The sequence below is a fragment of the Roseivirga spongicola genome (assembly GCF_034376045.1).
GTDB classification, from domain to species: domain Bacteria; phylum Bacteroidota; class Bacteroidia; order Cytophagales; family Cyclobacteriaceae; genus Roseivirga; species Roseivirga spongicola.
On the sequence record NZ_CP139724.1, the window covers coordinates 2,286,358 to 2,307,062 of the forward strand.

18 protein-coding genes and 4 tRNA genes are annotated in these 20,705 nt (G+C 39.3%); 14 read left to right on the top strand and 8 right to left on the bottom strand.

Going from position 1 to position 20,705, the window contains the following annotated elements; genetic code table 11:
- Nucleotides 1-92 precede the first annotated feature (92 nt).
- The 5 genes from T7867_RS10030 to T7867_RS10050 all read right to left on the bottom strand — a co-directional run bounded on the left by T7867_RS10030 (nt 93) and on the right by T7867_RS10050 (nt 8,761).
- Nucleotides 93-2,702, bottom strand: coding sequence for an ABC transporter permease (locus T7867_RS10030; protein WP_068221163.1), 2,610 nt, complete (start codon nt 2,700-2,702; stop codon nt 93-95).
- Complete coding sequence (locus tag T7867_RS10035; RefSeq protein ID WP_068221168.1) at nt 2,695-5,295, bottom strand: FtsX-like permease family protein; 2,601 nt, start codon at nt 5,293-5,295, stop codon at nt 2,695-2,697. Before T7867_RS10035 ends, T7867_RS10030 begins: the two co-directional genes overlap by 8 nt.
- Nucleotides 5,295-5,633: a PadR family transcriptional regulator gene (locus T7867_RS10040; protein ID WP_068221171.1), complete on the bottom strand. Its 339-nt coding sequence runs from the start codon at nt 5,631-5,633 to the stop codon at nt 5,295-5,297. Before T7867_RS10040 ends, T7867_RS10035 begins: the two co-directional genes overlap by 1 nt.
- A gap of 177 nt (nt 5,634-5,810) precedes the next feature.
- Complete coding sequence (locus T7867_RS10045) at nt 5,811-8,432, bottom strand: ABC transporter permease (RefSeq protein WP_068221174.1); 2,622 nt, start codon at nt 8,430-8,432, stop codon at nt 5,811-5,813.
- The gene (locus T7867_RS10050) at nt 8,429-8,761 is read right to left on the bottom strand and encodes a PadR family transcriptional regulator (RefSeq protein WP_068221177.1); all 333 of its coding nucleotides are present in this window, start codon (nt 8,759-8,761) and stop codon (nt 8,429-8,431) included. The genes T7867_RS10045 and T7867_RS10050 overlap by 4 nt, the downstream gene beginning before the upstream one ends.
- 236 nt (nt 8,762-8,997) lie before the next feature.
- Here T7867_RS10050 and T7867_RS10055 point away from each other — a divergent pair, with 236 nt between their 5' ends.
- The gene (locus tag T7867_RS10055) at nt 8,998-9,267 is read left to right on the top strand and encodes a DUF6364 family protein (protein ID WP_245660232.1); all 270 of its coding nucleotides are present in this window, start codon (nt 8,998-9,000) and stop codon (nt 9,265-9,267) included.
- Between the two features lie 5 nt (nt 9,268-9,272).
- Nucleotides 9,273-9,695, top strand: a complete 423-nt coding sequence (locus T7867_RS10060; RefSeq protein WP_068221181.1) for a type II toxin-antitoxin system VapC family toxin — start codon at nt 9,273-9,275, stop codon at nt 9,693-9,695.
- A gap of 51 nt (nt 9,696-9,746) precedes the next feature.
- On the opposite strand, the gene frr is transcribed toward T7867_RS10060, so the two are convergent.
- From frr to T7867_RS10075, 3 genes are read right to left on the bottom strand one after another with little or no spacing between them, the layout of a single operon-like run.
- A complete protein-coding gene (gene frr / locus T7867_RS10065; RefSeq protein ID WP_068221183.1) occupies nt 9,747-10,307 on the bottom strand; it encodes a ribosome recycling factor in 561 nt (186 codons plus the stop codon).
- A gap of 8 nt (nt 10,308-10,315) precedes the next feature.
- A complete protein-coding gene (gene pyrH, locus T7867_RS10070; RefSeq protein WP_068221185.1) occupies nt 10,316-11,023 on the bottom strand; it encodes a UMP kinase in 708 nt (235 codons plus the stop codon).
- Between the two features lie 6 nt (nt 11,024-11,029).
- Complete coding sequence (locus T7867_RS10075; RefSeq protein ID WP_068221187.1) at nt 11,030-11,527, bottom strand: acetyl-CoA carboxylase biotin carboxyl carrier protein subunit; 498 nt, start codon at nt 11,525-11,527, stop codon at nt 11,030-11,032.
- A 299-nt stretch (nt 11,528-11,826) separates the two neighbouring features.
- On the opposite strand from T7867_RS10075, the gene T7867_RS10080 reads away from it, so the two are divergent.
- The 12 genes from T7867_RS10080 to rpoB all read left to right on the top strand — a co-directional run bounded on the left by T7867_RS10080 (nt 11,827) and on the right by rpoB (nt 20,695).
- A tRNA-Tyr gene (locus tag T7867_RS10080) sits at nt 11,827-11,912 on the top strand.
- Between the two features lie 76 nt (nt 11,913-11,988).
- Nucleotides 11,989-12,061 (top strand) — tRNA-Gly (locus T7867_RS10085).
- Between the two features lie 77 nt (nt 12,062-12,138).
- Nucleotides 12,139-12,213, top strand: a tRNA-Thr gene (locus T7867_RS10090).
- A gap of 78 nt (nt 12,214-12,291) precedes the next feature.
- The gene (gene tuf, locus T7867_RS10095) at nt 12,292-13,479 is read left to right on the top strand and encodes an elongation factor Tu (protein ID WP_068221192.1); all 1,188 of its coding nucleotides are present in this window, start codon (nt 12,292-12,294) and stop codon (nt 13,477-13,479) included.
- Between the two features lie 204 nt (nt 13,480-13,683).
- Nucleotides 13,684-13,756: transfer RNA gene (locus tag T7867_RS10100), tRNA-Trp, on the top strand.
- Between the two features lie 22 nt (nt 13,757-13,778).
- Complete coding sequence (gene secE, locus T7867_RS10105) at nt 13,779-13,967, top strand: preprotein translocase subunit SecE (RefSeq protein WP_068221195.1); 189 nt, start codon at nt 13,779-13,781, stop codon at nt 13,965-13,967.
- 11 nt (nt 13,968-13,978) lie between these two features.
- Nucleotides 13,979-14,536 (top strand): transcription termination/antitermination protein NusG, encoded by a 558-nt coding sequence (nusG, locus tag T7867_RS10110; protein ID WP_068221198.1) that lies wholly within the window; start codon nt 13,979-13,981, stop codon nt 14,534-14,536.
- A 1-nt stretch (nt 14,537) separates the two neighbouring features.
- Nucleotides 14,538-14,981 (top strand): 50S ribosomal protein L11, encoded by a 444-nt coding sequence (gene rplK, locus T7867_RS10115; RefSeq protein WP_068221200.1) that lies wholly within the window; start codon nt 14,538-14,540, stop codon nt 14,979-14,981.
- Between the two features lie 11 nt (nt 14,982-14,992).
- Entirely contained in the window at nt 14,993-15,691 is a 699-nt protein-coding gene (rplA, locus tag T7867_RS10120; RefSeq protein WP_068221201.1) for a 50S ribosomal protein L1, read from the top strand.
- A gap of 2 nt (nt 15,692-15,693) precedes the next feature.
- On the top strand, nt 15,694-16,227 hold the full coding sequence (rplJ, locus tag T7867_RS10125; RefSeq protein WP_068221202.1) for a 50S ribosomal protein L10: 534 nt from the start codon (nt 15,694-15,696) through the stop codon (nt 16,225-16,227).
- A gap of 40 nt (nt 16,228-16,267) precedes the next feature.
- Entirely contained in the window at nt 16,268-16,648 is a 381-nt protein-coding gene (gene rplL / locus T7867_RS10130) for a 50S ribosomal protein L7/L12 (RefSeq protein WP_068221204.1), read from the top strand.
- Between the two features lie 177 nt (nt 16,649-16,825).
- Nucleotides 16,826-20,695, top strand: coding sequence for a DNA-directed RNA polymerase subunit beta (gene rpoB / locus T7867_RS10135; RefSeq protein WP_068221385.1), 3,870 nt, complete (start codon nt 16,826-16,828; stop codon nt 20,693-20,695).
- Nucleotides 20,696-20,705: the final 10 nt, after the last annotated feature.

The window sequence follows — 20,705 nt, forward strand, 5'->3', positions numbered from 1 at the left end:
ATTTGTAGACGAAAGATAAAAAAAATAAAGTTCTAAAATGTAGACTTGGTGTTGATTTGTTGATTTAGAAATGAGTTGATTTGGTTGTTAGGTTACTCATTTCTTAGCGATTCTGTGGGGTTAACCAGACCTGTTCTCCATGATTGATGTGCTACAATGCCCAAGACGATCGCCCAGGTTCCAATAACAGTGAGAAGTAAATGCGGGGTGGATATCTCAAGCTTTATGGCAATGGTGGGGAAAATCATCTCTCTAAAAACTAGGAATACAAGTGGCAAGGCAATGAGTGTGGAGAAGAATAGTGTCTTAAAAGATCCGCGTGAAAGCAAAGTGATTATTGATCCAATACTTGCTCCCAACACCTTTCTTATTCCAATTTCTTTGGTTCTGCTTTGTGTAGCGTATAGAGCCATACCAAACTGACCCAAAAGAGCAATTATTACGATGGATAATCCGGTAATGAAGAAGATGTTCATCATATTGAAAAAGGGTCTATAGTTACGTTCGATTTTATCTGCCACGAATTCTGTTTCAAGAGGTTTGTCACCAGCAATACTTAGCCAGATGCTCTCAAGCTTACTCAATACCTTTTCAGAATTTGCTGGCTGAAGCTTGATGGTGGCATACTTTGTAAGAAAGGTGTCTTTCAAGTTCCTGATCATTAATGGAAGGCTGTTGTCTTCCAGACCATCGCAGATGTAGTTGTCTAAGATTCCCACAATCCGAAGCTTTTCTTCAACATCATAATGATCAATGATTACTTCAGTATTGAGTGCGTCTAATGTTGAAACACCGATAGAGGCGAGGAAGTTTTCATCGACCAGAATTTCGTTGTTAAGCCCTTCGGTGAAGTCTGAACCTATGATTAACTGTGGTGAGTAAACTTGGCTGAATCTCTCATCGGTTGTAGCATATCGGGTTGAGAAAGTGTCCATTCTGTTCTCACTGAAGCCGAATCTTCTGGACATCCCGCCAGTTCCCGGTATTATAGAGGTAAAAGAGAAGTTCTCTATCTCTGGAATTTTGCTCAACTCTGCTTCAATTAGTTTCGGATCAACTTTTTTAAGCGGAAAGGCGATGAGGTCAGCAGAAGTAAACCCAAGATCTGTATTGAGTATCTGGTCTTTCTGATTCAAACTAAGGACTACAAACAGAATACAAAAGGTGGAGAAGGTGAGCTGAATGCCAACAAAGACTTTCCTTAGCGTTGAAATTCTAATTCCTTTTTTGTTGAACGACTCATTGATTGAAGCCAATGGTGAGATTTTCGAGAAATAAAGGGAAGGTAAGAATCCGGCAATAAAACCTACCAGCAAGCTGAAACATACAAACCAGGTGATGATCTCAACATTCAGCTGACTGGTAAAAAGCGCTGAAAATTCAGAGATGTACATCTCGAAAAACGGCACGAGGTATTTGTAGAAACATAATGCTAAGACAAGGGCCAGCAGTGAGAAAACCACTGTTTCAACCAGAATTTGACTAATGATTTGACCACGTGTACTGCCGTTGATTTTACGAATTCCAATTTCTTTGGAGCGTTGAATTGCCCTGGCAATAGAAAGGTTGGTGTAGTTAAATGATGCCAGCGTAATTAAAAGTGCAATTGGTGCGATGAGAATAATGAGGGCTGTTCTAGAATAGACATGCCTGTGATCTGCTATTAGCTCCTTGCCAAACATTATGTTTGAAACAGGCTGCAATTGCATGCTGTAGGTGTTGCCATCAGCCATTGCTGAGGTCATTTTATTACTGATCTGCTCAAATTGCGATTCTAGCTGATCGATATTGGAATTCTGGTTCAACTTGATGTAGCTGTAATAGCTTTGATCGTAGTTTTGCCACCTTTTTAGTACGGATTCAAATTCCTCAGGACTTATTCTACTTCCCAGAAATTCTATATTCGAGAGGAATTCAAAATTGAAGTGAGATTGCTTTTTAGGGGATTTGATTACGGCTCGAACAATGGCTCCAGATTTAGTTTGTTTGCCAATAGCACTTTCATCGCCAAAAACCTTCTGAGCTAGCTGGTCGGTTATAACTACTGACTGTAGATCATTGAATAGATCATAAGGATTGCCTTCGATCACTTCAAAGTTGAACATGTCGAGAAATTCCCGGTCAATAGGGTAGCCATTTATATAAATGTCCTGACCATTTACCTCAAAATACTCGTACATATTGGTTAGTATGATGGAGGAAGCTTCAATTTGAGGGATTGAGTTTAAGTACCATTTCAGGGCAAAAGAGGAGGTGGCCCATTTTGTTTTGCCATGAGGGCTTTCTACCGATGTAGTGATCCTATATAGTCTATCCACATCTTTGAAATCTTTGTCATACTGATATCCAGTATAGATCATGTTCACCGCAAACAAACAGATAGTAAGTGCAGCCGCCAATCCAAAAATGTTGACGGCACTAAAAACTTTGTTCCGCTTCAGGTTTCTGAAAGCCAATAGAAAGTGAAACTTCAGAAGGGAAGTATGAATAAATTTCGGAAGTTTCAATTCAATCTTTATTGCCGACATTCTCACCATCTTCAAAACCTCTTTCCTGTAGATAGCTTTTGCTTTTCTTTCTCCTCTGGTATTGGTGTTTTTATTGAATGATTCTTCTAAGTCGCCCTGCAGTTCTTCAAACAGACTAGAATGGCAAAACCATTTTAGAAGGCGAGTGAAATATTTAGGTGGCTGACTATTCATTTCTCAGAGATTCTGTGGGATTGGCCTTTGCTCTAGGTACAATGAGTGTAACAACCGTTATAACTATAATCAACACGAATATTAGTATAATGGAGGAATAGAGTTGAGGTGTTAGTGGGATGGGGTTTCTATAATCTCCCATTGCGTTCTTGAATAATAATGTAGCTATCGGGATGGCTATGAGCAGTGCAATGATGACTTGTGTTAAGGTTCCTTTAACAAGGTTGAAGCTTAAATGAGGTACAGAAGCTCCCAATACTTTCCTGATTCCAATCTCTTTAGCTTTTATGTTAGCGTTGAATATGGCCATGCCCATTTGCCCCATAAGTGTTATCAAAATTATGCACAAGAACACATAGGTGAATATTTTCAATACATTCCTTAATTCCGAGTATCTATTTCTGGCAAGGCTTTCAATTGACCTGAAGGTGAGTTGCTTTTCAGGAAATAGATTTAAAAACTCACTTTCAATTTTATCAAAGCTCTTTTCTTGATTATTGACCTTTACTATGAGTAAATTATTAATGGAATTAGGTTTTAAGATTACAGTTTCAGAAAAGTTATCTCCATTCTCTTTTCCAACAGAAACAATAGGGCTGTAGTTGGTGCTGATGGATTTTTCAAATACCCCAGCAATAGGGTGTAAGTTCTCTCCAGACTTGATGATTGTACCTAAGGCAGACTCTAGGGGAATGTTCAATTGATCTAGCAAAGATTGGTTGACCAACATCGATGAGCTATTGTTTTTAATGATAGATGCATTTAGTAGTTTCATTTCTGGTTGGTGGGTATGAAGAAATGAGGTGTCTGCCCAAGAGATGGAGGTGAGAATAGAGTCTGACTCACTCTCCGTTTTGATCATCATAAGCCCATTGACGTCATCTATCGGAATCAGTTTAGACATAAAACTGCTGGCTTCGACTTCAGGAATTTTATCTATTTCATTCTTTAAAGCTCTCAAATGTTTGGTAGAGTCTGGCCAGTCAAAATCTAGCATATATGTATCACGTATGTCCATACTCAGCTCTTCACTTTGATAAGTATCGTATTGCTTCCAGAATAAGCTTCCAAAAACAAAAACAAAGGCACTTACCGTAAGCTGTATTACTAATAGAACCTTTCTTAAGGTGTGAAGGCTAAAGCTTTTCTTAGATATTTTAGGTCTGAACAAATTCAAAGGAGAAATCTTTGATAAGAAGATGCCAGGTACAATTCCGGCTATTAAGGAGACAAGCAGGGCTGTGATGATAAAAACTAGAATGGTTGGTGCCGAAATTTGTGGGTTGAATCCAAAAGGAATTAAGTCACCTACATCTTTTGAAAACCAAAAGTAGATAAGGAAGCCAAGACCTAATCCTAAGAGGCCTAATAAACCTGTCTCAATAAGGAATTGACTGAGTATATGCGATTTTTTGCTTCCAATTACTTTTCGAACACCAATTTCCTTAAGTCTATGCATAGCTTTAGCACTGGCAAGATTGGTGTAGTTGATAGAGGCTATTACAGTCATTATTAAAATGAAAATGAGCATAACCTCAATGCCTTCGCTAGTCAATAAGTCTGACTGATATAATGAGGCCTTAGATAGCCCAAGAGTTGCCAAATTTTCGAGTTGAAACTTATAAGATTTGGTATCTAATGTATCGTTGATGTTGGAAGCAAACCTATTCAGTTTTTCTTCAATGATTTCTATTTCAGCATTATCATGTATCTCTATATAATTGACACGTGAGCGATCGACATAATACTCGTATTTCAGCTCTACGGGTGGAACATAATCGAGTTGATCATTATAGTTAAGCCACTCAAAACCTAAGTGTGATGTGAGTTTTGGCGATTCAAGCACTGCTGATATAATATGTCCGCCAAAGTCTTTTCCAATAAGGTCAGGCCCAAGTGAGTATTTGTCTACGAAATCTTTGGTTAAAGCTATATGCGAAGGGTTTTCAATAACCGTTTCAATAGCCCCTTCTAAAACTTTATAGTCGAGTAGTTCTAGAAAGTTAGGACTGGCTTCAATACTGCTGATGTCTATATCCCTGCCTCTAAAGCTCATTCTACGATTTAACTCTTTAAAACCAGTAGTGCGCTTTGCTTCTGGTAGAATGGTGTTCAAATAGCCATACAGATAAACAGGGCTATAAGATGTGAACTGGCTACCGTCCCTGTCATGGATATGTGTGCTTATCCTGTAAATATTTTCTTTGTTGGTAAAGCTTTTGTCTAGCTGATAAGCCGTAAGAATTGTGTTGGCTATAAATAGACAGACGCTAATAGCTGCAGCAAAACCAACTACATTAAGAATAGTGAAAGAGGTATTTCTCTTAATGCTTCTTAGGCTTAATATGAAATGCATTCGGAAAAGAGAGAGCTTGAGTTTTTTAGGAATAGGAAGTTTAGCTTGGATAACGCTTCCTCTCACCATCTTCAAAACCTCTTTCCTGTAGATAGCTTTTGCTTTTCTTTCTCCTCTGGTATTGGTGTTGTTAATGTATGACTCTTCTAAGTCTCCCTGTAGTTCTTCAAATAGGCTGTCATGGCACAGCCATTTGAAGATTTTCGTCCAGAATCGTGGTGTTTTATTGTTCTCCATTATCCTTGAATTTTTTGAAGTGCCACTTTTGGAACGCTGCTCCACAAGTCTTCTCTTAAAGACTTGGCTTCTTCCAGCGCGCTTTTGCCAAGGTTGGTTACCTGATAGAAACGTTTCCTACGGCCGCCTCTTTCTGCTGTTGCACCACCATATTCGGAATTGATGAACCCTTTTTCATCTAATCGGGTCAGGGCGGTATGCAATGCCCCGCGGCTTACGCTTCTGCCCGTACGTTTTTCAATTTCTTCCTGAATGCTTACCCCATAAGCATTACCTTCTAACACCAAAATGGTGAGAAGTACTACCTCTTGAAATTCGCCTAAGTAAGTGCCTTTCATTTTATTTAATTCTTAAATGGAGATGAAATATAGGGATTAAATTCTTAAATGAAGACTAAATGGATTAAATATATAACATTCAATAAAACAAAATGGCGATTCAAGACTGATCGCCATTATTTATGTTGTTTAATGTGTAGGTAAGAGCTTACGCATTAGCTCGGATTATTCGGTCATTTACTCGCTCCTTAATGTAGAAGAAGGATTGGCCTTGGCGGCTTTCCAAACTTGTGAGCTAATGGTTAAAAACCCAATACAGAATATAAATAGAACACCTAGTCCCATTTCATTAAGACCAATTGAGATTCTGTTTGCTTGATCGGCTAAGATTATACTATCGAACAAATAGTAGGTGGCTGGGATGGCAATAACTGCGGCAATGAGAAGTAAATACATAAAGCCCTTCACTAATAACTGTATAAGACTGCTTTCTGATGCTCCTAGCACTTTTCTGATGCTAATTTCTTTCATGCGCGTTTCTGCTGTATAAACTCCCATTCCTAATAGGCCTAAACATGCAATAGAAATGCTTACAAAAGCTAAGAAGGTTACAATCGTGAACATGAGTTCATAAGTGTCGTAGGCTCTTGCGATGTGTTCTGAGTGAAAACGAGATTCAAAAGGATGAACTTCGTCAAAGCCTTCCCAGGCAGCTCTCAGTTTATCCATTGTGCCCACAAGGTTAGTGCTGTTCACTTTAAGGTTAAGCAATTGAATATCTTCTAGGTTTTGCCTAAAGCCGAAAGACTCGATTGGTTCGTTAATGGGGGCATAATGGAAGTCTTCAACCACACCAATTATAGTGAGCTTGTTAGAACCTACAAGTACCTGTTCTCCAATAGCTTCTTGTGGCGTACCAATATTGAATCTTTTTAAAAGTGTTTCATTCACAATTATCTCGGACTCATTATCAGATGTTGGTGTTCTAAGGAAGTTGCTACCAGCAATTAAATTGTGCTTCAGCATAGGGATGTAGTTCTGGTCTACCGAAGAGTAATATATGGTGGTAGAGTCAAGCGGGTCTTTGTATTTCAAATCGTCTCCCCATCTTTCTCCTGTGCCAAGAACCATGGCAGCCATAGATATTTGTTCTACTTCCGGAATTCGCTCAAATAGAGTCTTTACTTGTTCTGGGTCATTGCCTGCTAGGCCAATTGTAATTATGTTTTCCCCGTTAAATCCTTTGTCAAAATTCACGGAGTATTTGAATTGATTATAAGCCACATTAGCAGAAATAATGAAGCCGAGGGTCAACGTGAACTGAATAACTATCAGCGCTTTTCTAAGGCTTACACTAGAGAATAGCTTGGTGTTGGAAGTGGTTTTTAAAACCTGTATAGCCTTGAGTTTAGAAAGCACTAAAGACGGGAGCAAACCAGCAGCGAAGCCAACAAGAATTGCGAACAGCACAAAATAGATAATTGTAATTGGTTCTAACTTGAGCTGAAGCATCCTAGACATTTCAGGATTAAGGCTTAAGAATAATGGCTTGATTAGTAGAAACCCTCCATAGGCAAGTATGAGTGAAAAGATGGAGATAATGCAGGCCTCAACTGTGAACTGCGAGAATATTTGCCCCCGTTTTGCGCCAACCACTTTCCTAATTCCAACTTCTTTGGCTCTTCTTAAAGACCTCGCTATAGAGAGGTTGGTATAGTTAAAGCCTGCAGATAGAATAACCACAAAAGATAGAATGCCTAAGATCCATAATGTTTCACTTCCCATATTCATGCCGAGGCTGTTAGATATTTGCGGTCCTGTCATTATTTTTAGTATAGGTTGAGCTCCCAATTGAATAGAGGTGTACTTTTCTCTTGAGTTTTGGTCGATACTTATTTTGTCAAGAGCAGCTTGAATGTTCTTTATTGACTGTCCATCGGCTACTTTAAAGTAGGTGTAGTTCATCCACATGTTTTGCCAGCTCAACCAACCTGTAGCGTTTCTCTGCATTTGAGCCTGATCTAGTGTTGAAAACGACCCAATAACCTCAAACTTAATATGCGAGTTGAATGGTGGCGTTTTTACCACTGCAGTAACCTGATATGGTTCATCTCCCTTCAACAAAGTCTCTCCAACAACATTGAGTTGATTGAATATTTTTAGAGCAGTTTCGTCTGTAATAACCAGAGACTTTGGGTTGGTCAATGCTTGGTCTTTGTCTCCATAAATTACTTCGAAGGAGAAAACGTCAAAGAAGCTTTCATCGGCCCAAATACCTCTGAGGGCAAACTTCTGATTGTCATTTTCAAAATCGCCTGCAAAGTTTCTTCGCATAATGGTGGCAGCTTCGACTCCAGCAATTTCTTCCTTTATTCTTTTACCAGCAATGATTGAGGTAGAGGCAAAAAGGTTAGGCTCCTCTTCCAGGTATTGATATAAATTGGTTGCCCTGTATATGTCGGAAGCATCGGCATGAAACTTCTCGTAACTTTTAACTTCAGTAAGTAGGGTGATCATTAAGAGACATACCGACATGCTTACCGCCAAGCCAAATACATTGATAAAGGAGAACAGTTTGTTTCGAGCAATGCTCCTAAAAGAGGTTTTGAAGTAATTCTTGAACATGATGAATTGAGTTAATTTATTCAGAAAATTGAGTTTTTTGACTGTATAAGGTTTGAAGAATTTAAAGACGTTCAACACGAAAATGAGCTTGGCCTTTCTAATTCCCTTATCTTCTATGTGCCTGTAGAAGTGTTCATAAAGGTCGCCTTGTAAGTCTTCAAATAACGAAGGCTTACAGTACCACTCTAGAAAGCGATCGGCCCATTTTGGCGGTATGGTCTTTTTATTCTTCAAGTAAATTTTAGGTTGAAACTTGGGATAAGACTCCACAATTGGTCTCGCTGTTCTTTAGATTTTGTTAGTGCAACTTTGCCCGCATGCGTAACATAGAAGAAGCGCTTTCTGCGTCCACCACGTTCTTTAGTAGGGGCACCGAGCTCAGATTGCACATAACCTTTATCTGACAATCTGTTAAGCACGGCATGAACTACACTTAGCTTTACCTTTCTCCCAGTAACCTTTTCTATTTCGTCACATATTGCTACGCTGTAGGCTTCTTCCATAAGGGCAGCAATGGTTAATAGTACTATCTCTTCAAACTCTCCTAAGTTGGTTCCTTTCATAGGATTCTATTTATTCATTAAATGTATAAAAAATGAATCTGACTAAAATGGTATTTTATACAAATAGAGAAAATATGAGTTTGATACCTTCACAAGGTATAGATAGTGAAGAGGTTGTTAGTAGAAAATTTTTTTGTAACGAGTTGTGAATTATTGGTGTTGAGTTGGTAGGTAAAGGAGGCGAATCGCAAGTGACTTTACCAAGCTTCTTTTTTTTACGTATAAAAATTATATTTTTGTCGTATAACATTAGAGTTATGGATGCAAAGGTTACACTCAGTTTCAACAAGGAAGTAATATCTTCAGCAAAAGCATTTGCTGAGCAACATAATATCAGTTTGTCTCGCCTTACAGAATACCTGTATAGTCAAATCGTATCTAAGGATTATAAGTCCTTAGACAGTTTGCCAATTGCAGATTGGGTAAACGAAGTTGCCGAAGGTAAGGCCGAATATCATACCAAGTCGCGAAAAATCCCTAAGTCAGATTTCTACGAGAAGAAGTAGAAGTAATGCTAAAAGCTTTTGTAGATGCAAATGTGATTGTTTCGGTACTGAACAAAGAGTATCCACTTTTTACTTATTCTTCTAGAGTGCTTTCTTCGGGAAGCTTGAAAGGAGTAGAGTTATACACGAGCCCTTTGTGCTTAGCAATTGGTTTTTATTTCGCTACAAAAAAATCAGGTAAGCAAATGGCTAAGCAGAAACTTGCGCTTATCTACGAACACCTTTCAATTGCCAAAATTGATAAAGCAGCGGTTAATAAAGCTTTGTTAAATCCAAAGGTGCAGGATGTAGAAGATGGTTTTCAGTATTATGCAGCGGTAGAGGCTGGCTGCAAATGTATTGTAACAGAAAACCTTGATGATTTTTACTTTGCTGAGATTCCGGTGCTTTCTTCAGAGCAGTTTTTAAAAACGTATATTTTTAAATAAAAAAAAGCACTACTAGAGTGCTTTTAAGTTTTTGATTAGAGGTTACCACATTTACACCGTCATTATCTCTTTTTCCTTGTGCTCATAAAGCTCGTCCATTTTTTTAACGAACTTATCGGTAAGCTCTTGAACTTCTTCTTCAGCTCCTTTAACGGCATCTTCAGAAACTCCGTCCTTTAGAAGTTTTTTAAGTTCGTCATTAGCTTCTTTTCTAGCATTTCTTATGCTAATCTTACCATCTTCAGTGGCAGCTTTAGCTTGTTTTGCTAGTTGGCCTCTTCTTTCCTCAGTGAGTTGTGGAATATTTAAGATAATATTCTCTCCATCGTTTTGAGGGTTTAAACCTAAATCACTGTTAATGATGGCCTTTTCAATTTCGCCAACCATAGCTTTTTCCCAAGGCTTAATAAAAATGGTTCTGGCATCTGGGGTAGATACCGAAGCTACTTGGCTAACAGGTGTTGGGTTTCCATAATACTCAACTCTGAGGCCATCTAGCATGCTAGGCATAGCTTTGCCTGCTCTAATTTTAGCAAGTTCTGCTTTTGTGTGTACTACTGCCTTTTCCATCATTTCTCGGGCAGCGTCCAGATATATCTCAATCTCTTCCATGATATTCTTTAACTAATAAGCGTTCCTACTTGTTCTTCGCCTGTCACCAGTCTCTCGAGGTTTCCAGGTTTATTCATGTCAAAAACAATGATTGGCACATTGTTTTCTTGACAAAGCGTAAAGGCTGTCATATCCATGATACTGTAACCATTTTGAATTACTTCATCAAAACTAAGTTTCTCAAACCTTACGGCCGAAGGGTCTTTTTCTGGGTCGGCAGAGTAAACACCGTCTACACGAGTTCCTTTCAGTACAACATCAGCTTCAACCTCAATAGCCCTCAAACTGGCGGTAGAGTCTGTTGTGAAATAAGGGTTGCCAATACCAGCACCAAAAATAACTATTCTGCCTTTTTCTAGGTGTCTTACTGCTCTTCTTCTAATGAATGGCTCACAAACAGCCTCCATTTTGATTCCCGACATCAGCCTTGTGTACATTCCGTGCTTTTCTAATGCACTCTGAATAGCCATAGCGTTAATTACTGTAGCTAACATGCCCATGTAGTCTCCCTGAACTCTGTCAATTCCTGAAGCTTCAGCCTGAACGCCTCTATATATATTGCCACCACCAATAACTATGGCAATTTCAACTCCCTGCTCTTTCACCCTTTGAATTTCCAAAGCGTATTGTTCGAGCCTCTTAGAGTCAATTCCATAATTCTGGTCACCCATTAGAGCTTCTCCGCTCAGTTTTAGTAATATCCTTTTATAAGACATCTATTGTTAAAACTTTATAAGTACTTGATTCTTTTCTACGCTATCTCCTTTGCCTACTTCAATGCTCTTTACAACGCCATCACCAACGGCTTTTAGTACGTTCTCCATTTTCATAGCCTCCAAAATAATGAGCTGGTCGCCTTTCTTTATTTCTTGACCTACCGAAACTGGTATTTCAAGAACAAGGCCTGGCATAGGGGCTTTTAAATCATTTACCACATTAGCAGCCACCATGTCTATACCCATTTGCTCTAGCAAAACATCCATTTTGTCTTTAAGGCTAATGGTGTAAATGTTCTTGTTGATTTTAATCTCCACCGTTTTGGTGAGTTGATCCAAACTAAGAACTTCACATTTGAAATTCTTGTGGTCTTTAGATATAAGGTATCTCTTACTTTTTTCTTCTATAAGAGACCAATTAATAGGAGAGCCATTAAATAAAGGCTTGTTGCCTTCAAAAGAAATTTCGACTTGATCTCCAGCAGCAGTTTCCGTGCGATACATCAATTCAGGTTTGTTCTGAGACTTAAAGGAAAGTGAAAAATTCACCGTTCCAAATCGCACAAATATAGGTAACTATTTTTATTGTGAGAGAGTAAACCACTTGAGACTTTTGCGAATGTTTAACTATTATTTTCACCTTTTATAAATGCTTGTTTGCTGAGTCTCAGACTGATATTTATAAAGAGGTAGAAAAAGAATTATCTTTTTGTGGCAATTGTTTGATTAATATAAAAAAGGGTCTAATTTTGCATTCCCTTTCGCGTAAAGGCTATTTAAATCGTTCTTTTAAAGATTGATTCGGGGGGATACCAAAGCGGCCAACTGGGACGGACTGTAAATCCGTTGTCTTATGACTTCGAAGGTTCGAATCCTTCTCCCCCCACCAAGACTAACGTCAAAATCATAGATCAAATCCCTGCTAGTCAGGGATTGATTTTTGAGGTTTGGTGTGTAGTTTAAAAGCGGGTGTAGCTCAGTTGGTAGAGCGACAGCCTTCCAAGCTGTAGGTCGCGGGTTCGAGCCTCGTCACCCGCTCAAACCTTTGAGTTCAAAGTTTTGAGTTTTAAGTTCCGTTACTTCTAACATGAAACTTAGAGCTTAAAGCTATTTAAGCCGATGTAGCTCAGGGGTAGAGCGCTTCCTTGGTAAGGAAGAGGTCACGAGTTCAAATCTCGTCATTGGCTCCAAGAGGAATTGAATATGGTGCCCAAAATGGGTGACTGATTTTAGAATTATATAAACATTAATATTAACTAATTACAATCATGGCTAAAGAAACCTTTGACCGTTCCAAGCCGCACGTTAATATTGGTACTATCGGTCACGTTGACCACGGTAAGACCACTTTAACTGCAGCGATTACTACAGTTCTTGCAAAAGCTGGTTTTGCTGAACTAAGAGACTTCTCTTCAATTGACAACGCTCCTGAAGAGAAAGAAAGAGGTATCACTATCAATACTTCGCACGTTGAATATCAAACTGCAAACAGGCACTATGCTCACGTTGACTGTCCAGGTCACGCTGACTACGTTAAGAACATGGTAACTGGTGCAGCTCAGATGGACGGTGCGATCCTAGTAGTTGCGGCTACTGATGGTCCAATGCCTCAAACTAGAGAGCACATTCTTTTGGCTCGTCAGGTAGGTGTACCTGCGCTAGTTGTATTCATGAACAAGGTTGACTTAGTTGATGATGAAGAGCTTTTAGAATTAGTTGAAATGGAAGTAAGAGAATTGCTTTCTTTCTACGAATTCCCTGGTGATGATATTCCTGTTATTCAAGGTTCTGCTCTTGGTGGTTTGAACGGAGATGACAAGTGGGTAGGTAAGATCGAAGAGCTTATGGCTGCTGTGGATGATTATATTCCACTTCCTGAGCGTCTTACTGACAAAGACTTCTTGATGCCTGTTGAGGACGTATTCTCGATCACTGGTCGTGGTACTGTTGCTACTGGTAGAATCGAAAGTGGTGTTATCAACTCAGGTGACCCTGTAGATATTATCGGTATGGGTGCTGAAAACCTTAAGTCTACCATTACTGGTGTTGAGATGTTCCGTAAGATTTTGGATAGAGGTGAAGCTGGTGACAACGTTGGTCTTCTTCTTAGAGGTATCGAGAAATCTGATATCAAAAGAGGTATGATTATCTGTAAGCCTGGTTCAATTACTCCTCACGCTCACTTCAAAGCAGAGGTTTACGTTCTATCAAAAGAAGAAGGTGGACGTCACACTCCATTCTTTAACAAGTACCGTCCTCAGTTCTACCTAAGAACTACTGACGTAACTGGTGAGATTAAACTTCCAGCAGATATCGAAATGGTAATGCCAGGTGATAACGTAACAATCGAAGTTAACTTGATTCAGCCTGTTGCGTTGAACAAAGGTCTTCGTTTCGCTATCAGAGAAGGTGGTAGAACCGTAGGTGCTGGTCAGGTTACTGAGATCTTAGACTAATCATCTAATAATAGATATATTTAAGACAAACGCGTTTTCGGAATTTTCGGAAGCGCGTTTGTTCTGTTAAATAAATTTGTCTACATTTGCAGCCCGTTTTGGGTCACTACTCATGCGGCTGTGTTATGGTTTTTCGGAAAGAAAAGCTTTTTAAAATATTGTAAAGTACTGATTTTCATTCTGCTGTCTGAAAATCATTAACAAACGGGTGTAGCTCAGTTGGTAGAGCAGTGGTCTCCAAAACCAAAGGTCGTGAGTTCGAATCTTACCACCCGTGCAAAAATTAAGGAGTAAAACCAATGAGTAAATTAGTATCCTTTGTGAGTGAATCATACGATGAGATGAGACACAAAGTAAGTTGGCCTAAGCTATCAGAGCTCCAGAGTAGTTCTGTATTAGTTTTAGTGGCCTCTTTGATTTTCGCCCTAGTGATCGGTTTAATCGATTTAGGGTTCGATACTATCATGGATTGGTTTTATAACCTATAATATAAGGAGCGATGTCAGAACTGAAGTGGTATATGGTTAGGGCTGTGTCGGGCCAGGAGCGTAAGGCGAAGGAGTATCTCGATAACGAGATTGTTCAAGAGAATTTCTCTGAGCAAATTCCTCAAGTACTTATTCCGTCTGAAAAGATTTTTGAAATCAGAAATGGTAAGAAGAAGTCAAGAGACAGAAATATGTTCCCTGGTTACATCATGGTTCAGGCCGATTTATCAAACGGTGAAGTCGTTCATTTAATTAAGAATATACCTGGTATCATAGGGTTCTTAGGTCATTCAGCTGGCAATGCTTCCACTCCGCCAGTTGCTTTGCGTCAAGGTGAAGTCGATCGTATCTTAGGTAAGGTCGAGGAAATTGATGAGTTTGACGAACAACTAGATACTCCATATATAGTTGGAGAGACCGTTAAAGTTATGGACGGTCCCTTTAGTGGTTTTACGGGTACTATTGAGGAGGTTTTCGAGGAAAGAAGAAAGCTTAACGTAATGGTTAAGATCTTCGGTCGAAATACCCCCGTTGAATTAAGTTACATGCAAGTCGAAAAACAAGATTAAGATGGCTAAGGAAATTTCTGGTTATCTGAAGTTGCAAGTCAAGGGTGGCCAAGCCAATCCTTCTCCTCCGGTAGGTCCTGCTTTGGGTTCAAAGGGACTTAACATTATGGAGTTTTGTAAGCAATTCAACGGACGTACTCAGGATAAAATGGGTCAGGTTCTACCTGTTCTCGTTACTATTTATTCTGATAAGTCTTTTGATTTTGTAATTAAAACTCCTCCAGCACCGGTGATGTTGATGGAAGCTTCTAAACAAAAGAAAGGTTCTTCTGAACCAAATCGAGTAAAAGTTGGAAGTGTAACCTGGGATCAAGTTAAGGAGATTGCTGAGGTTAAGATGCCGGATTTAAATGCTTTTACTGTTGAGTCTGCCATGAAAATGGTGGCTGGTACAGCAAGAAGTATGGGATTGAAGGTTTCAGGTAAAGCCCCTTGGGAAAACTAAAGATTTAACACATGGGAAAGTTAACTAAAAAGCAAAAAGAGGCTTTAAGTAAATATGACCCAACAAAATTATATGCGCTAACTGAGGCTGCAGGAATCATTAAAGAGGTAAACTCTGCAAGTTTCGATGCATCAGTAGACATTGATATTAGATTGGGTGTAGATCCACGTAAAGCAGACCAAATGGTAAGAGGCGTTGTTGCCCTTCCACATGGTACTGGTAAAGAAGTGAAAGTATTGGTGCTTTGTACTCCAGATAAGGAGCAAGAGGCTAAAGATGCTGGTGCTGATTACGTTGGACTTGACGATTACATTGCTAAAATTGAAGGTGGTTGGACAGATATCGATGTGATTATCACCATGCCAACTGTGATGGCGAAAGTAGGTCGTTTAGGTAGAGTACTAGGTCCTAGAGGTTTGATGCCAAACCCTAAGGCGGGTACAGTTACTCTTGATGTGGGTAAAGCAGTTCAAGATGTAAAAGGTGGTAAAATCGACTTCAAAGTAGATAAGTACGGAATCATTCATACAAGTATTGGTAAAGCTTCTTTCTCTCCTGAGAAAATTGCTGACAACGCAAATGAAGTAATCCAGACTATCTCTAAGTTGAAGCCTGCATCTGCGAAAGGAACATACTTTAAAAGTATCAACCTTTCTACAACTCAGAGCCCTGGTGTGAAAGTTGATAAAAACTCTATTTCCGGATTATAATCATGACTAGAGAAGAAAAAGCAGTTGTAATAGGCGAGTTGGTAGAAAAGTTTTCAGCCAATATGAACTTCTACATCACTGATGCTTCCGGAATGTCGGTTGCTCAGACCAACTCATTGAGAAGACTGTGCTTCGATAAAGGTATCGAGTACAAAGTTGTAAAGAATACACTTATCGCTAAGGCGTTGGAGCAGATGGATTCTGACTATACCCCTTTCGATGAGAAAGTATTAAAAGGTTTTTCTGGTGTTATGTTCTCAGGTGAGGATGCTAACGCACCAGCAAAATTAATCAAGGAATTTAGAAAAAAATCGGGCGGACAATCTCCAGTGTTAAAAGGCGCTTCCATCGACACTGATCTTTTTATTGGAGAAGAGAATTTAGATATGTTGAGCCAGCTTAAGTCGAAGGCTGAGCTTATTGGTGAAGTTATCACCATACTACAATCTCCTGCTAAAAATGTTATCTCTGGACTTCAAGGTGCAGGTGGCAAATTGGCTGGTATTCTTAAGACTTTGTCTGAACGTGAGAACTAATTATTTAACTAAGATTTAAAACTTTATAACAATTAATAAAATGGCAGATTTGAAAGAATTCGCAGAACAGTTGGTAAACCTTACTGTGAAAGAAGTAAACGAACTTGCTGATATCCTTAAAGAAGAATACGGTATCGAACCTGCAGCTGCTGCTGTAGCTGTAGCTGGCCCTGCTGCTGGTGGTGATGGCGAAGGTGCTGCTGAAGAGAAATCTTCATTCGATGTAGTATTGAACGCTCCAGGTGGATCTAAACTTGCTGTTGTTAAGCTTGTAAAAGAACTTACTGGCCTAGGATTGAAAGAAGCAAAAGAAATCGTAGACAGCGCTCCTAAAGCTGTAAAAGAAGGAGTTGCTAAAGACGAAGCAGAAGCGCTTAAGAAGCAACTAGAAGAAGCTGGCGCTGAAGTAGAGCTTAAGTAATTTGAACAGCCATAAGTAATTATGGCAAGGATCAGGCCCTGGTCTCAGTCCCTCTTTAGAGGGGTCGGGATCACGGGTCTTTTCCTGTTTGTACACACTTGGGAGGTGTCTAACTCCTACCAGCACCGGTCAGGTGCAATTTGAATTATTGAAAACAAAAATTATACGGCCTTGGCTATTCTAGCAAATCAATCAGAAAGAATAAATTTCTCTTCGATTAAATCAGTATTGGATTATCCTGATTTTCTTGATGTGCAGATTAAGTCGTTCAAGGATTTCTTTCAGTTAGAAACCCCTGCCGACAAAAGAACTCAAGATGGACTCTTCAAAGTGTTCTCTGAGAACTTCCCAATCTCCGATTCACGAGAAAACTTCGTATTAGAATTCATTGATTATTTGGTCGATCCTCCAAAATATGATGTGTCTGAATGCATCGATAGAGGTCTGACTTATTCAGTGCCATTGAAGGCGAAACTTCGTCTAACTTGTAATGACGAGGACAACGAAGACTTCGAGACAATTGAGCAAGAGGTGTTCCTTGGTAATATTCCTTACATGACCGAGAAGGGGTCATTTGTAGTGAATGGTGCCGAGAGAGTTATTGTATCTCAGTTGCACAGGTCTCCAGGTGTGTTCTTCGCACAGAGTAAGCACACTAACGGTACTACCCTTTATTCGGCCAGAATTATTCCTTTCAAAGGAAGCTGGATTGAATTTGCAACAGATGTGAATAGCGTGATGTACGCCTACATCGACCGTAAGAAAAAATTCCCTGTAACCACTTTATTAAGAGCAATTGGTTACGGTACAGATAAAGATATCCTAGATCTTTTCGGTCTTTCTGAAGAGATTAAAGCCAACAAAACTCAGCTGAAGAAGGCGGTAGGTAGAAAATTGGCAGCAAGGGTACTAAGAACTTGGGTTGAAGATTTCGTGGATGAAGATACTGGAGAAGTAGTTTCAATTCATAGAAATGAAGTGTTGTTGGAAAGAGACTCAGTACTTTCTGAAGAGGATATCGAGTTAATCATTGAAGCAGATGTAGAATCAGTAATCCTTCATAGAGAGGATATCAATATTGCAGACTACACTATCATCTATAACACGCTTCAAAAAGATAATTCAAACTCAGAAAAAGAAGCAGTTGAGCAAATCTATCGTCAGTTGAGAAATACTGAAGCGCCAGATGAGCAAACAGCAAGAGATATTATACAGTCGCTTTTCTTCTCAGATAAGAGATATGATTTAGGTGAAGTTGGTAGATATAGAATCAACAAGAAACTTCAACTAGAAATCGATTCTGAGAAAAGAGTATTGACTACAGAAGATATCATTTCAATTGTGAAGTACTTGATCGGTTTGATCAACTCAAGAGCAGTTGTAGATGATATTGATCACCTTTCTAACAGAAGGGTAAGAACAGTAGGTGAGCAGCTTTATGCTCAGTTCGGTGTTGGTTTGGCTCGTATGGCTAGAACCATTAAAGAAAGAATGAACGTTCGTGATAATGAAGACTTCAAGCCAGTTGATTTGATCAACGCGAGAACTTTGTCTTCTGTAATCAACTCATTCTTCGGAACAAACCAACTTTCTCAGTTCATGGATCAAACAAACCCATTGGCTGAGATTACTCACAAAAGAAGAATGTCTGCTTTAGGACCAGGTGGTCTTTCAAGAGAAAGAGCTGGTTTCGAGGTTCGTGACGTTCACTATACTCACTATGGTCGTCTTTGTACTATTGAGACTCCGGAAGGTCCAAACATTGGTTTGATCTCTTCTCTTTGTGTACATGCGAAAGTTAACAGCATGGGCTTCATTGAGACACCGTATAGAAAGGTGAACAATGGTAAAGTGAATATGTCAGAGAATGTTCAGTATCTAACTGCAGAAGAGGAAGATACTCACAACATAGCTCAGGCAAATGCACCAATTAGTGATAAAGGTGATTTCGAAAACGATAGAGTTAAAGCAAGATTCGAAGGTGATTTCCCTGTAGTAGAGCCTAAAGAGCTTTCTTACATGGATGTAGCGCCTAACCAAATTGTATCGGTAGCGGCTTCATTGATTCCTTTCTTGGAGCATGATGATGCAAACCGTGCTTTGATGGGATCGAACATGCAGCGTCAAGCAGTTCCATTATTGAAACCAGAGGCTCCAATTGTAGGAACTGGTTTGGAAGGTAGAGCCGCTAGAGATTCTAGAACGCTAATAATTGCGGAAGAGAACGGATCAGTTCATTTCGTAGATTCTAAGAAAATTGTTATCAAGTACAACCAGTCTGAAGAAGATGAGTTGGTGAACTTTGATACTGAATATAGAACATACGACCTAATTAAGTTTAGAAGAACTAACCAAGACACTTCTATCAACCTTAAGCCAATTGTGCTTAAAGGAGATAAAGTTCAAAAAGGACAAGTGCTTTGTGAAGGTTATTCTACTCAGAACGGTGAGTTAGCACTAGGTAAAAACCTTAAAGTGGCTTACATGCCATGGCAAGGATACAACTTTGAGGATGCAATTGTAATTTCTGAAAGAGTTGTAAGAGATGATGTCTTTACTTCTATTCACATCGATGAGTATGAGCTAGAGGTAAGAGATACTAAGCGTGGTGAAGAAGAGTTAACTTCTGAAATTCCGAACGTAAGTGAGGAAGCAGTTAAAAACCTTGATGAGAATGGTATAATCAGAGTTGGTGCTGAAATTAAGGAAGGTGACATTCTAATCGGTAAAATCACTCCTAAAGGAGAGACTGACCCAACTCCTGAAGAAAAACTCTTGAGAGCGATCTTCGGTGATAAAGCTGGTGACGTAAAAGATGCTTCATTGAAAGCTTCTCCATCTTTAAGAGGTGTGGTTATCGATACTAAGCTTTTCTCTAGACCTAAGAAGGACAAAGACCTAAGAGCTAAGTCTAAGAAAGAGGTTGAAGTGCTAAAAGCACAGTACAGCAAAGACTTAACAGTTGTTAGAAATCAGATGGTTGACAAACTTGTTCAACTTCTTGAAGGCAAAGTTTCTCAAGGAGTGAAGCATAAGTTTGGAGATGAGATTATTTCTAAAGGTGTTAAATTCAATAGAAACAATATTTCTAACAATCTCTTCCCAGAGAAAAACATCTACAGAGATGAGAGTAACTACAGCGTTCAGGAAGAAGTAAACCTGATTGCTGACTTGAATCTTGACGGATGGACAGAAGATGAGCACACTAATGAGCTTATCATCAGAATGGTGAAGAACTACAACATTAAGAGAAATGAGATCGCTGGTGAATTCAAGCGTGAGCGTTTCACTATTGAAGTAGGAGATGAATTGCCAACAGGTATCGTGCAGCTTGCAAAAGTTTACATCGCTAAGAAACGTAAACTAAAAGTTGGTGATAAGATGGCAGGTCGTCACGGTAACAAAGGTGTTGTTGCCAGAATTGTTAGAGAAGAAGATATGCCATTCCTTGAGGATGGAACTCCAATGGATATCGTATTGAACCCACTTGGTGTACCTTCAAGGATGAACATTGGTCAGATTTATGAAACTGTTTTGGCTTGGGCCGGAGAGAAATTGGGTAAGAAATACGCTACTCCAATTTTCGATGGTGCTAGCATGGAAGAAGTAGATGCTGAATTATCAGCTGCAGGACTTCCTAAAGCAGGTCGAGTATACTTATACGATGGTTTAACCGGTAAGAAATTCGATCAGCCAGTAACAGTAGGTGTAGCTTATATGCTGAAACTAGGTCACTTAGTTGATGATAAGATGCACGCAAGATCTATTGGACCTTACTCATTGATTACTCAGCAACCATTGGGTGGTAAAGCTCAATTTGGTGGTCAGAGATTCGGTGAGATGGAGGTTTGGGCATTAGAAGCCTTCGGTGCTTCTCACGTGCTTCAAGAGATCTTGACCGTTAAGTCTGATGATGTAATTGGTAGAGCTAAAGCTTATGAAGCGATCGTTAAAGGCGATTCAATTCCTAAGCCAAACATTCCAGAATCATTCAATGTATTGGTTCACGAATTAAGAGGATTGGCTCTAGAAATTACCTTAGACTAAGGCATATTTA